Below are 12,059 nucleotides of genomic sequence, written 5' to 3'. Positions count from 1 at the left end.
CAGGTCCTCGCTAGGCGTCAAAGTCGGTGGAACGGCCCACCGACTCCCAGCCGCGGAGCTCCTCGACGGACGCCTCCAGACTGCCGAGCACGGCGTCGACGGCGTCGCTGCCGAGCGGCAGCCGCAGTGGGGTCCGCTCGGCGGCCAGGGCGGCCAGGATCGCGGCGGCCGCCCGCTCCGGGTCGCCGAGCTGCTTTCCCGCGACCTCCGGCAGCCCCTCGCGGACCGGCCCGACGATCCCGTCGTAGACGGGCAGGGCGGTGGCGAAGGCGAGCGCGCCCCGCTCGGCGAAGGAGGTCCGGAAGGAGCCCGGCTCGACGATCAGCACCTTGACGCCGAAGCCCGCCACCTCCGCGGCCAGCGCCTCGGACAGGCCCTCCAGGGCGAACTTGGTCGCCGAGTAGGCCCCGATGCCCGGGAAGCTCAAGCGGCCGCCCATGCTGGACATCTGGACCACGGCACCCGATCCGCGTTCCCGCATGTGCGGCAGGACGGCCCGGGTGAGCGCGACCGGACCGAAGAAGTGCAGGTCCATGTGGTCGCGCAGCTCGCGGTCGGTGTACTCCTCGACGGCGCCGACCAGACCGCGGCCGGCGTTGTTGACCAGGACGTCGATCCGGCCGTACCGCTCCACGGTGTCCGCCACCACGGCGGCGATCCGGTCGTGGTCGGTGACGTCCAGTCGGACGGGCACCAGTCGGCCGGGGTGCGCCCCGGCCACCTCGGCCAGGGTCTCGGTTCGCCGGACCGCGGCCACCACGGTGTCGCCGGCGGCGAGCGCGGCCCCGGCGAGGGCCAGTCCGAAGCCGGAGTTGGCCCCGGTGATCAGCCAGACCCGGCCGGCGGGGATGTCGGTCGACGTGTCGCCCATGCGTGCGTTCCTCCCGTGATCGTCTTCCCGGCAGGGAAGTTGACGATCACTTCTACGGCGCCGGCGGACCGGGCGTCGAGGAAAAATGCGTCCCGGCCGGAAAGGCGTTCCGGCCGGCAGGACGTCCCGGCCGGACCGGCCGCCGCGACGCCGGGAGCCCCCGGCCGGGTCGTGCTCGGCCGGGGGCTCCCGGGGTGTCCGCGCGGGAGGGCGCGGACCGTGCTTTCCGGCGGATCCGGGCTACGGCAGGTTGCGGGCCATCACGATGCGCTGGATCTGGTTGGTGCCCTCGTAGATCTGCGTGATCTTCGCGTCCCGCATCATCCGCTCCAACGGGTAGTCCCGCGTGTACCCGTAACCGCCCAGCAACTGCACCGCGTCCGTCGTGATCTCCATCGCCGCGTCCGACGCGAAGCACTTCGCCGCCGCCCCGAAGAACGTCAGGTCCCCGTCCTCCCGCTGCGACCGCGCCGCCGCCGCGTACGTCAACTGACGCGCCGCCTCCAGCTTCATCGCCATGTCCGCCAGCATGAACTGCACACCCTGGAAATCACCGATCGGCTTCCCGAACTGCCTGCGCTCCCGCACATACCCCTTCGCGTAGTCCAGCGCGCCCTGCGCGATCCCCAGCGCCTGCGCCGCGATCGTCACCCGCGTGTGGTCCAGCGTCCGCATCGCCGTCGCGAACCCCGTACCCTCCGCACCGATCATCCGGTCCGCCGGGATCCGCACGTTGTCGAAGTACACCTCACGCGTCGGCGAGCCCTTGATGCCCAGCTTCCGCTCGGGAGCACCGAACGACACCCCCTCGTCGCCCTTCTCCACCACGAACGCCGAGATCCCCCTGGACCGCAGCTCCGGGTCCGTCACCGCCATCACCGTGTAGAACTCCGACACCCCCGCGTTGGTGATCCAGCGCTTCACACCGTTCAGCACCCAGAAGTCCCCGTCCCGCACGGCCCGGGTCTTCATGCCCGCCGCGTCGGACCCGGCGTCCGGCTCCGACAGGCAGTACGAGAACATGCCCTCGCCCCGGGCCAGCGCCCCCAGGTACCTGGCCTTCAGCTCCTCCGAACCCGACAGCTGCACCGGCAGCGAACCCAGCTTGTTCACCGCCGGGATCAACGACGACGAGGCGCACACCCGCGCCACCTCCTCGATCACGATCACCGTCGCCAGCGCGTCCGCCCCGGAACCCCCGAACTCCTCCGGCACGTGCACCGCGTGCAGATCGTTGCCCTGCAACGCGTCCAGCGCCTCCTGCGGGAACCGCCCCGCCTCGTCCACCTCCGCCGCGAACGGAGCGATCTTCGCCTCGGCCAGCGAACGCACCGCCTCACGGAGCATCACGTGCTCCTCGGAGATCCGGAAGAGATCGAAGTCCGCCGCGCCTGCGCCGCCCGCCATGATGCCTGCCTCTTCGAAGAGTCGTGCCGGCCCTGCGGCCGGTCGGTTACCGCCGGGTAGTGATCCTAGGGCGCCGACCTGCGGCTGCCTAGGACATGTGTTTCCGGTCAGTCCACGTCCGTGCCGAGGGTGTCGCCGGCCCGGTGCTCCTGGAAGTACTGGTCCGTCCGGTCGTTGCGGATCGCCTCCCACAGCTGCGCCGCCGGGCGGTCCGCCAGCAGCACCACGCTCTGCTCGCCCCGGGTGGCGAACCCACCGAACGGCGCGTTCATGAAACGGACGCTGTCGGCACGCAGCGAGCGCAGGCCCCAGGCGAGCTGGAACAGGTCGGTGTTGGACAGCCGGTCGTCCACGCTGACCACCTCGCCGACGGTGCCCAGCAGACCGCCCAGCCGCGACGGGCTGGTGAGCGTGCCGGAGTCCATCACCTTGAGCATCAGGGCGCGCAGGAAGTTCTGCTGGCGCTTGGTCCGGTCGAGGTCGCCGCCGGGCAGCCCGTAGCGCTCGCGGACGTAGAGCAAGGCCGTGGCACCGTCCATGTGGTGGGTGCCGGCCTCCCAGGCGCGGGCCTCGCCGACGCCCTCGATGGTGCGCGGAACGGTGATGTCCACACCGCCGACGGCGTCGGTGAGGGCGCGGAAGCCGTTCCAGTCGATCACGGCGAGGTGGTCGATCCGGATGCCGGTGAGGTTCTGCACGGTCTCGGTCATCAGGGCCGGGCCGCCCCAGGAGTAGGCGGCGTTCAGCTTGGCCTCGCCGTGCCCCGGGACCGGCACCCAGCTGTCCCGGGGCAGTGAGACCAGGGTCGCCGAGCTCCGGTCGTCGGAGAGGTGCAGCAGCATCATGGTGTCGCTGCGGGCCGCCCCGGCCTGCCAGGCCGGGGCCTTGGCCGCGCTGCCGGTGGTGGGGGTGTCGGAGCGGGCGTCCAGACCGACCAGCAGCAGGTTGAGCCCGCTGCCCGGGACGGGCTTCGGCTGCGCCGACTCCGGCGCGGTCGGGAAGGCGTCCGGGATCCGGTGCACGGAGGAGGCGTAGTGCTCGGCGGTCCACCAGAGGGCGCCGCAGCCGCCGACGACGAGGACGAGCAGGGCGGAGAGGGTCCAGAGCAGCACCCGGCGGGTCCGGCGGCGCCGGGCCGGCGGCTCGCGGTCGGGCGGCGGGTCCTCGGCGTCGTCGGCAGGGCCCTCCTCGGCACCCGGCGCACCGGACGCCGGTTCGAAGAGGCTCAGGCCGGACGGCACCGGCCGCGGCGCGGGCTCGCCAGACTGCTCGTCCTCCGGCTCCATGTGCGTATTGTGCCGCCGCCCCGGGCCGCGCGGGGAGCTTTCGGGACAACGGCCGGAACCGGGACGGTCTGGGCGCTTTCCCCACGGCCGGATAGCATCGGTGGGCGCGGCCCGGTGGGACCGCGTCCACCCTCGCCCGTCGCCCGCCCGAAGGGGAAACCGTGACCCTCCGCATCTCCGTGATCGGTACCGGCTATCTCGGCGCCACCCACGCCGCCGCCATGGCGGAGTTCGGCTTCGAGGTGCTGGGTCTGGACATCGACCCGGAGAAGATCGCCACCCTCACCGCCGGCCAGGTCCCGATGTACGAGCCGGGCCTGTCCGAGCTGCTGCTCAAGCACGTGGCGGGGCACGAGGGTTCGACCGGGCGGCTGCGCTTCACCACCTCCGCGCAGGAGGCCGCCGAGTTCGGCGACGTGCACTTCGTCTGCGTCAACACCCCGCAGCGCAAGGGCGAGTTCGCGGCCGACATGTCGTACGTGGACGCCGCGATCGACTCGCTCGCCCCGCATCTGACCCGCCCGGTGCTGGTGGTCGGCAAGTCCACCGTCCCGGTCGGCTCGGCGGGCCGGCTGGCCGAGCGGCTGGCCGCGCTGGCCCCGGTCGGCGAGGGCGCCGAACTCGCCTGGAACCCCGAGTTCCTGCGCGAGGGCTTCGCCGTCCAGGACACCCTGCGCCCGGACCGGATCGTGATCGGCGCCCGCGGCGGGCGGGCCGAGGAACTGCTGCGCGAGGTGTACGCCGAGCCGATCGCCGCCGGGGTGCCGTTCCTGGTCACCGACTACGCGACCGCCGAGCTGGTGAAGACCGCGGCCAACTCCTTCCTGGCCACCAAGATCTCCTTCATCAACGCGATGGCCGAGGTCTGCGAGGCGGCCGGCGCGGACGTCACCCAGCTGAGCGCGGCACTCGCGCTGGACGACCGGATCGGCGGCAAGTTCCTCAACTCCGGTCTGGGCTTCGGCGGCGGCTGTCTGCCCAAGGACATCCGGGCGTTCATGGCGCGGGCCGGCGAACTGGGCGCCGACCAGGCGCTGACCTTCCTCCGCGAGGTCGACTCGATCAACATGCGCCGCCGCTCCCGGATGGTCGAGCTGGCGCGCGAGCAGTGCGCCGGCGGCTTCCTGGGCCGGCGGATCGCCGTCCTCGGCGCCGCGTTCAAGCCCAACTCGGACGACATCCGCGACTCGCCCGCGCTCAACGTGGCCGCCCAGATCCAGCTCCAGGGCGCGCAGGTCACCGTCTACGACCCCAAGGCGATGGACAACGCGCGCAAGATGTTCCCCGGGCTCGCCTACGCCGACTCCGCGCTGGAGGCCGCCGAGGGCGCGCACGTCGTCCTGCACCTCACCGAGTGGCAGGAGTTCCGCGCGCTCGACCCGGCCGAGCTGGGCGCGGTCGTGGCCGAGCGCCGCCTGCTCGACGGCCGCAACGTCCTGGACGCCGACGCCTGGCGCGCCGCCGGCTGGACCTACCGCGCGCTCGGCCGCCCGAGCTGACGGGAATCCCGGGCCACCGGCCTTCGTTGCCCCGGGCATGACGAACTACGGCGACGAAGCGACGGTCCGCTCCATCCTCACCGGTGAGGGTGACACCTGGGCGGTGGTCGGCCTGTCCACCAACACCGCCCGGGCCGCCCACGGCGTGGCCCGGTTCCTGCAGGAGCGCGGCAAGCGGATCGTGCCCGTGCACCCGAAGGCCGAGACGGTCCTCGGCGAGCCGGGGTACGCCTCCCTCGCGGACATCCCGTTCGAGGTCGACGTGGTGGACGTGTTCGTGAACAGCGCACTGGCCGGGGAGGTGGCGGACCAGGCGGTGGCCGTGGGGGCGAAGGCGGTCTGGTTCCAGCTCGGTGTGGTGGACGAGGCGGCCTACGCCCGGACCACCGCCGCCGGGCTGGAGATGGTCATGGACAAGTGCCCCGCGATCGAGTTCCCGCGGCTGGGCTGAGCCCGCCGGGGCCGGTCGGGCGCCGACCTCGCGGGCCCGGTGGGGCGCTCGGACCGCCCCACCGGGCCCACGGGGTCGGCCGTGCGGGCGGGGTCAGCCGTCCAGGCGCGCGAGGGTGGCGATGGACGGTGCCCGCCCCGCCTCGCGCAGGCGGGCGGCGGCGCTCTCCGCGTCGCGCAGCACGCGGACGGCGTTGTGCCAGGTGAGCTTGGCGAGGTCGCCCTCCGACCAGCCTCGGCGCAGCAGTTCGGCGATCAGGTTGGGATAGCCGGCGACGTCGTCGAGGCCGTCCGGGAGGAACGCGGTGCCGTCGAAGTCGCCGCCGATGCCGATGTGGTCGACACCGGCGACCTCCCGCATGTGGTCGAGGTGGTCGGCGACGGTGGTGACGGTGGCGACCGGGCGCGGGTTCGCCTCCTCGTAGGCGCGCTGGCAGGCCATCCCGGCCGGGGTGGTGTCGAGGTGGTCGAAGCCGTGGGCGCGCATGTTCTCGTCGGCGGCGGCGGTCCACTCGATCGCGGCGGGCAGGATGAACTTGGGCACGAAGGTGGCCATCGCGACGCCGCCGTTGTCGGCGAGGCGGGCGAGCACGTCGTCCGGGACGTTCCGCGGGTGGGCGCAGACCGCGCGGGACGAGGAGTGCGAGAACAGCACCGGGGCCTCGCTGACCCGCAGGGCGTCGCGCATGGTGTCGGCGGAGACGTGCGAGAGGTCGACCAGCATGCCGAGCCGGTTCATCTCCCGGACGACCTCCTCGCCGAAGGCGGTGAGGCCGCCGGCCGCGGGCTCGTCGGTGGCGGAGTCGGCCCACGGCGTGTTGTCGTTGTGGGTGAGCGTCATGTAGCGGACGCCGAGCGCGTGCAGGGCGCGCAGGGTGGCGAGCGAGCAGTCGATCGAGTGACCGCCCTCGGCGCCGATCAGGGAGGCGATCCGGCCCTCGGCGCGGGCGGCCTCCAGGTCGTCGGCGGTGAGCGCGAGCCGCAGCCGGTCGGGGAAGCGGTCGACCAGGGCGTGCACGAAGTCGATCTGCTCCAGAGTGGCGCTCACGGCGTGGTCCCCGGCGAGCCGGCTGGGCACGTAGACGGACCAGAACTGCGCGCCGACCCCGCCCGCGGTGAGGCGGACGAGGTCGGTGTGCAGCCGGGTGCTCTGGTCGGCGGCCAGGTCGAGCGCGTCGAGGTCGTAGCCGACCTGCTCGCGCATCGCCCACGGGAGGTCGTTGTGGCCGTCCACCACGGGGGCGGTGCGAAGGACGGCCCGGGCGCGCTCCAGCAGGGCGGCGGGCGTGGAATCCAGCAGCTCAGAGGTCATACGAGCTGTTGTATCCGACCAGACTGCTTTTATGACTACTTTCCGAAGCCGAACGAGGCGGAACCCGCCACCTTGGCCCGGAGCTTCTTGCCCTTCTCGGTGGCCTGGCTGTTCAGCTCGGCCTGGAACTCGGTCATCCGCTCGGTGAGCTCCGGGTCGAACGCGGCCAGCATCCGCACCGCGAGCAGGCCCGCGTTGCGCGCGCCCGCCACCGAGACGGTCGCCACCGGGACGCCGGCCGGCATCTGCACGATCGACAGCAGGCTGTCCATGCCGTCCAGGTAGCGCAGCGGCACCGGCACGCCGATCACCGGCAGCGGGGTGACGGAGGCGAGCATGCCGGGCAGGTGGGCGGCGCCGCCCGCGCCCGCGACGATCGCCTTCAGACCGCGCTTGTGGGCGCTCTCGCCGTACGCGACCATCTCGCGCGGCATCCGGTGCGCGGAGACGACGTCGACCTCGTAGGGGATCTCGAACTCGTCGAGCGCCTGGGCGGCCGCCTCCATCACGGGCCAGTCGGAGTCCGAGCCCATGACGATGCCGACGAGAGGAGAGGTGGGGGCGGTGGGGGCGGTCATTCGGTGATCGTTCCTCGCAGGTAGGCGGCCGCGTGGCGGGCGCGCTCACGGACGTCCTCGAGGTCGTCCCCGAAAACGTTGACGTGGCCGACCTTGCGGCCGGGCTTCACGTCCTTGCCGTACATGTGGATGCGCAGCCCCGGGTCGCGGGCCATGCAGTGCAGGAAGGCGCGGTACATGTCCGGGTAGTCGCCGCCGAGGACGTTGACCATCACGGTCCACCTGGCGCGCGGCCGGGGGTCGCCGAGCGGCAGGTCGAGGACGGCCCGCAGGTGGTTCTCGAACTGCGAGGTGACCGCGCCGTCCTGGCTCCAGTGACCGGAGTTGTGCGGGCGCATGGCCAGCTCGTTGACCAGGATCCGGCCGTCCCGGGTCTGGAACAGCTCGACCGCGAGGTGGCCGGTGATGTCCAGCTCGCCGGCGATCCGCAGGGCCAGCTGCTGGGCCTCGTCGGACAGCGCGGGGTCGAGGTCCGGCGCGGGGGCGGTGACCTCGGCGCAGACGCCGTTCTCCTGGACGCTCTCCACCACCGGGTAGGCGACCGCCTGGCCGCTGGGCGAGCGGACCACGTTGGCCGCCAGCTCGCGGACGAAGTCGACCTTCTCCTCGGCGAGCACCGGGACACCGGCGAGGAACGGGGCCGCGGCCGCGTCCTCGTCGCCGACCACCCAGACGCCCTTGCCGTCGTAGCCGCCGCGGACGGTCTTCAGGACCACCGGGTAGCCGGTGCCCTCCTCGGCGAACGCGGTCACGTCGGCCGGGTCGGCGACGATCCGGTGCCGGGGGCAGGGGACGCCGATGGAGTCGAGCTTGGCCCGCATCACGCCCTTGTCCTGGGCGTTGACCAGCGCGTCCGGCCCGGGCCGGACGGCGATGCCGTCGGCCTGCAGGGCCCGCAGGTGCTCGGTCGGCACGTGCTCGTGGTCGAAGGTGATCACGTCGCAGCCGGCCGCGAAGCGGCGCAGGGTGTCGAGGTCGCGGTAGTCGCCGAGGACGACGTCGGAGACGACCTGTGCGGCCGAGTCCTGGGGAGTGTCGGCGAGGAGCTTGAACCGGACTCCGAGCGGGATGCCCGCCTGGTGTGCCATGCGGGCAAGCTGCCCGCCGCCGATCATGCCCACCACTGGAAAATTCGCGTTGCCCGGGGAAGTCACCCCGCCAGGATATCCGGGCCGGTCGGAGGCCGTGGAACCGCTCCCGCCGCGACCGCGTCCCTACTCCGGGGTTCGGCAAGGCCCACCCCGGGGGGCTGAGCCGATCGGCGGAACCGGGTAGCCTGGACGGCCAGGTCCTGATACGCGCGGTCCGATCATGTGCGTGCACGCAGGGCTCAAGGGAACCGCGGCACCCGCCCCGGCGACCTTTCGTCCCGCACGCACATGGAGGCAGCCCGGTATGGCGACGACCACGGTGTCGGACCTGGCGCAGAAGCTGCGCGGGATCAAGGGCGAGGTCGTGAAGTTCGGCATCGTCGGCCTGAGCGGCGTGATCGTCAATGCCGGTGTCTTCTGGGTCTGCCTGAAGGCGACCGGTCCGATCAACTCCCTCTCGGGCTGGATCGCCACCTCGGTCGCGATCGGCACCAACTACCTCGGCTACCGCTACTGGCTCTACCGCGACCGGGACACGGCCTCGCGCAAGCGCGAGATCACCCTCTTCCTGATCTTCAGCGGTATCGGCATGCTGATCGAGAACGGCATCAACGGCTTCTCGGTGCACGTCCTCGGCTACGACTCGGCCACCAGCCAGCTGATCGCCAAGAACGTCATCGGTCTGACCGCCGGAACGGTCTTCCGGTTCTTCTCCTACCGGACGTGGGTCTTCAAGGCACTGCCGGAACTCCCCGCAGAGCCCGCGGCCGAGCAGCCGACCGTCCAGGACGCCCCGGCCGCCGCGGTGGTCGCCCAGGCCGAGCTGGTGCTGGCCGCCGAGCGCACCCGGCTCGCCAAGGCCGAGTAGGCCCGCGCTCCCCCGTCCCCTCCTCCCGCCTTGCCGCCCCCGGCGCGGCAGGAGGAGAGTGGTGACCGAGGGCGAGCACGGCCGGCGAACGATCGAGGCCCCGGGGGGACCCAGGAGGCTCGCCATGACCTTCGTCCAGATCATCGAGTGCCGGACCGACCGGATGGAAGAGCTCAACGGCCTGATGGACCGCTGGGCCGAGAAGACCGAGGGCCGGCGGACCGTCGACCACGCGATGGTCGGCACCGACCGCTCGGACCCGCGGCACGTGGTGGAGATCGTCGAGTTCGCCTCGTACGAGGACGCCATGCGCAACTCGAACCTGCCGGAGACCGACCGGATCTACCGCGAGATGGTGGCGCTGTGCGACGCGCCGCCCACCTTCACCGACCTGGACGTGGTCCGCGACGAGCGGTTCTGACCGGTCGCGACGGCCTCGCTCAGACCTCGCGCCGGCTGCGGCCGAGGAAGAGCGCGAACACCGCCGGCCGCAGCGAGAGCAGCTCCAGCCGCCCGCCGTCCGCCTCCGCGAGGTCGCGGGCGACGGCCAGCCCGATGCCGGTCGAGTTGCGGCCGCTGACCGCGCGCTCGAACACCCGGTTGCCCAGCTCGGGCGGAACGCCGGGGCCCTCGTCCTGCACCTCGACCACCACGGACGTCCCGGACGGCCGGACCCGCAGGGTGACCGTGCCGGCGCCGTGCATCAGCGAGTTCTCGATCAGGGTGGCCAGCACCTGGGCGACCGTGCCGGGGGTGCCGACGGCGGTGACCCCGCGCAGTCCCTCGACCTGGAGCACCCGCCCGGTGCCGCGCAGCGACGGCCCCCACTCCTCGACCTGCTGCTTGACCACGTCGTCGACGTCGAAGGCGACGGCGGTGGGGCTGCGCGGGTCGCGCTGGGTGGTCAGCAGCCGCTGGACGACGTCGGTGAGCCGCTCGACCTGCTGGAGGGCGATGGTGGCCTCCTCCTTGACCGTGTCCGGGTCCTCGGCCAGCGCGGTGATCTCCTCCAGCCGCATGGAGAGCGCGGTGAGCGGGGTGCGCAGCTGGTGCGAGGCGTCGGCGGCGAGCCGGCGCTCGGCGGTGAGCATCCGGGCGATCCGTTCGGCGCTGACGTCGAGCACCTCGGCGACCCGGTCGAGCTCGGGCACGCCGTAGCGGCGGTCGCGCGGGCGCGGGTCGCCGGAGCCGAGCCGCTCGGCGGTCTCGGCGAGGTCGGTGAGCGGCTGGGCGAGCCGCTTGGCCTGCCAGACGGCGAGGGCGACGGCGGCCTGCACGGCGAGCAGCGCGACCACGCCGAGCAGCAGCAGCATGTTGGCGATCTCGTGGTCGACCGCCTCGCGGGACTGCTCGACGGTGACGGTCTCGCCGCTGGCGCCGCGTTCGACCGCCTTGAGCACGTGGTCGCCGTCGGGCCGCTGCCCGCTGGAGACGATCGCCCGGCCGGGGATGTCCACCTCGACGTACTGGCCCTCGGAGACCTGGTTGGCGAACTTGTCGCCGGTGACCGGCTCGTTGGCGGCGAGCCGGTTCTCCACCAGGGCGAGCACCCGGACGGCGGCGGCGTCCACCCGGTCCTGGGCGGAGCTGACGATGGTGCGCTTCTCCACCACCGCCAGCGGGACGCAGAACACCACGACGACCACCAGGACGACGCCCAGCAGCGAGTTGATCATTCGGCGTTTCACGCTGCCGCTCCCGACGGTGGTGGGCGCCCCCGGCCGGGGCGTCCGCTCGGGCTAATTCTTCTCGAACCGGAAGCCCACTCCGCGCACGGTGGCGATGTAGCGGGGGTTGGCGGCATCGTCGCCGAGCTTCTTGCGCAGCCAGGAGATGTGCATGTCCAGGGTCTTGGTGGAGGTCCACCAGGTGGTGTCCCAGACCTGCCGCATGATCTCCTCGCGGGTGACCACCCGGCCGGCGTCCCGGACCAGCACCCGGAGCAGCTCGAACTCCTTGGCGGAGAGGGTGAGCTCCTCCTCGCCGAGCCAGGCGCGGTGCGACTCGATGTCGATCTTGACGCCGTGCGCGCCGGTGGTGAGCTGGTCGACGTTGCCGCGCCGGAGCAGGGCCCGGACCCGGGCGAGCAGTTCGGCGAGCCGGAACGGCTTGGTGACGTAGTCGTCGGCGCCGGCGTCCAGGCCGACCACCGTGTCGACCTCGTCGGCGCGGGCGGTGAGCACCAGGACGGGGCAGCTGCGGCCGTCCGCGCGCAGCCGGCGGCACACCTCGAGGCCGTCCATCTCGGGCAGGCCGAGGTCGAGCACGACGAGGTCGACCTCCTCGCCGAGCCCGGCGGCCAGTGCGGACGGGCCGTCCTCACGGACGAGCACCTCGTACCCCTCACGGCGCAGCGCCCGGGCGAGCGGTTCGGAGATCGCGGGGTCGTCCTCGGCGAGCAGCACACAGGTCATGGGCTGATGGTAGTCCGCCGGGGTGCGGCCGTTGCCGCCGTGAGGTAGTTCACAGTGCGTGATCGTTATACGGGGGGTGTCCGAGGCCCAACCGCCACGCCCGGCCCGCGCGTTCGCCGAAGATTTTGCTCCTCGAGCTTGCAAGCGAAGGAATAATCACTGCTCGACCATGGATAGCGTGGACTGATCTCGCGCGGACTTTGCCATTTCCATACCTGATGCACGGCTTTTGTCAGCTGATGCCGCCAAATATCGCCACGTACAGTGGTTTCGTCCACGTCCG

At 72.4% G+C, this 12,059-nt stretch carries 11 protein-coding genes and 1 pseudogene; 4 read left to right on the top strand and 8 right to left on the bottom strand.

Annotated features, from left to right (window positions below):
- Positions 1-10 precede the first annotated feature (10 nt).
- From BLU95_RS24145 to BLU95_RS24135, 3 genes are all read right to left on the bottom strand, one after another.
- Entirely contained in the window at positions 11-871 is an 861-nt protein-coding gene (locus BLU95_RS24145; protein ID WP_093861844.1) for an oxidoreductase, read from the bottom strand.
- A 240-nt stretch (positions 872-1,111) separates the two neighbouring features.
- Complete coding sequence (locus BLU95_RS24140; RefSeq protein ID WP_093861843.1) at positions 1,112-2,278, bottom strand: acyl-CoA dehydrogenase family protein; 1,167 nt, start codon at positions 2,276-2,278, stop codon at positions 1,112-1,114.
- A gap of 107 nt (positions 2,279-2,385) precedes the next feature.
- On the bottom strand, positions 2,386-3,564 hold the full coding sequence (locus BLU95_RS24135; RefSeq protein ID WP_093861842.1) for an LCP family protein: 1,179 nt from the start codon (positions 3,562-3,564) through the stop codon (positions 2,386-2,388).
- 161 nt (positions 3,565-3,725) lie between these two features.
- On the opposite strand from BLU95_RS24135, the gene BLU95_RS24130 reads away from it, so the two are divergent.
- Both BLU95_RS24130 and BLU95_RS24125 read left to right on the top strand, forming a co-directional pair.
- A complete protein-coding gene (locus BLU95_RS24130; protein ID WP_030393457.1) occupies positions 3,726-5,063 on the top strand; it encodes a UDP-glucose dehydrogenase family protein in 1,338 nt (445 codons plus the stop codon).
- 37 nt (positions 5,064-5,100) lie between these two features.
- A complete protein-coding gene (locus tag BLU95_RS24125) occupies positions 5,101-5,514 on the top strand; it encodes a CoA-binding protein (protein WP_093861841.1) in 414 nt (137 codons plus the stop codon).
- A gap of 93 nt (positions 5,515-5,607) precedes the next feature.
- Here the strand turns inward: BLU95_RS24125 and BLU95_RS24120 are convergent, their stop codons facing one another.
- From BLU95_RS24120 to BLU95_RS24110, 3 genes are read right to left on the bottom strand one after another with little or no spacing between them, the layout of a single operon-like run.
- The gene (locus BLU95_RS24120; protein ID WP_093861840.1) at positions 5,608-6,825 is read right to left on the bottom strand and encodes a dipeptidase; all 1,218 of its coding nucleotides are present in this window, start codon (positions 6,823-6,825) and stop codon (positions 5,608-5,610) included.
- 35 nt (positions 6,826-6,860) lie between these two features.
- Positions 6,861-7,403 carry a 5-(carboxyamino)imidazole ribonucleotide mutase gene (gene purE / locus BLU95_RS24115; RefSeq protein WP_093861839.1) on the bottom strand — a complete coding sequence of 181 codons (543 nt, stop codon included), beginning with the start codon at positions 7,401-7,403 and terminating at the stop codon, positions 6,861-6,863.
- Positions 7,400-8,557, bottom strand: a complete 1,158-nt coding sequence (locus BLU95_RS24110; protein ID WP_286158581.1) for a 5-(carboxyamino)imidazole ribonucleotide synthase — start codon at positions 8,555-8,557, stop codon at positions 7,400-7,402. Before BLU95_RS24110 ends, purE begins: the two co-directional genes overlap by 4 nt.
- A 241-nt stretch (positions 8,558-8,798) precedes the next feature.
- On the opposite strand from BLU95_RS24110, the gene BLU95_RS24105 reads away from it, so the two are divergent.
- Together BLU95_RS24105 and BLU95_RS24100 are read left to right on the top strand one after the other, a co-directional pair.
- Positions 8,799-9,362, top strand: coding sequence for a GtrA family protein (locus tag BLU95_RS24105; protein ID WP_159424983.1), 564 nt, complete (start codon positions 8,799-8,801; stop codon positions 9,360-9,362).
- Positions 9,363-9,486: 124 nt separating this feature from the next.
- Positions 9,487-9,777 (top strand): annotated as a pseudogene (locus BLU95_RS24100) (ester cyclase); the annotation flags it as partial.
- A gap of 25 nt (positions 9,778-9,802) precedes the next feature.
- Here the strand turns inward: BLU95_RS24100 and BLU95_RS24095 are convergent.
- Together BLU95_RS24095 and BLU95_RS24090 are read right to left on the bottom strand one after the other, a co-directional pair.
- Entirely contained in the window at positions 9,803-11,050 is a 1,248-nt protein-coding gene (locus BLU95_RS24095) for a sensor histidine kinase (RefSeq protein WP_093861837.1), read from the bottom strand.
- Positions 11,051-11,101: 51 nt separating this feature from the next.
- Positions 11,102-11,776, bottom strand: a complete 675-nt coding sequence (locus tag BLU95_RS24090) for a response regulator transcription factor (RefSeq protein ID WP_030300686.1) — start codon at positions 11,774-11,776, stop codon at positions 11,102-11,104.
- Positions 11,777-12,059: the final 283 nt, after the last annotated feature.

Origin of the sequence: Streptomyces sp. TLI_053, from assembly GCF_900105395.1 — a bacterium.
Classification (GTDB): domain Bacteria; phylum Actinomycetota; class Actinomycetes; order Streptomycetales; family Streptomycetaceae; genus Kitasatospora.
The sequence above is the reverse complement of the archived record's forward strand: the minus strand, read 5'-3'. Positions and strand labels throughout refer to the sequence as shown.

What these genes read in the sequence shown, in the direction of transcription:
- BLU95_RS24120 (WP_093861840.1), bottom strand. Translation starts at nt 6,825, where the DNA reads ATGACCTCTGAGCTGCTGGATTCCACGCCCGCCGCCCTGCTGGAGCGC.
- BLU95_RS24145 (WP_093861844.1), bottom strand. Translation starts at nt 871, where the DNA reads ATGGGCGACACGTCGACCGACATCCCCGCCGGCCGGGTCTGGCTGATC.
- BLU95_RS24090 (WP_030300686.1), bottom strand. Translation starts at nt 11,776, where the DNA reads ATGACCTGTGTGCTGCTCGCCGAGGACGACCCCGCGATCTCCGAACCG.
- BLU95_RS24105 (WP_159424983.1), top strand. Translation starts at nt 8,799, where the DNA reads ATGGCGACGACCACGGTGTCGGACCTGGCGCAGAAGCTGCGCGGGATC.
- BLU95_RS24140 (WP_093861843.1), bottom strand. Translation starts at nt 2,278, where the DNA reads ATGGCGGGCGGCGCAGGCGCGGCGGACTTCGATCTCTTCCGGATCTCC.
- BLU95_RS24125 (WP_093861841.1), top strand. Translation starts at nt 5,101, where the DNA reads ATGACGAACTACGGCGACGAAGCGACGGTCCGCTCCATCCTCACCGGT.
- purE (WP_093861839.1), bottom strand. Translation starts at nt 7,403, where the DNA reads ATGACCGCCCCCACCGCCCCCACCTCTCCTCTCGTCGGCATCGTCATG.
- BLU95_RS24135 (WP_093861842.1), bottom strand. Translation starts at nt 3,564, where the DNA reads ATGGAGCCGGAGGACGAGCAGTCTGGCGAGCCCGCGCCGCGGCCGGTG.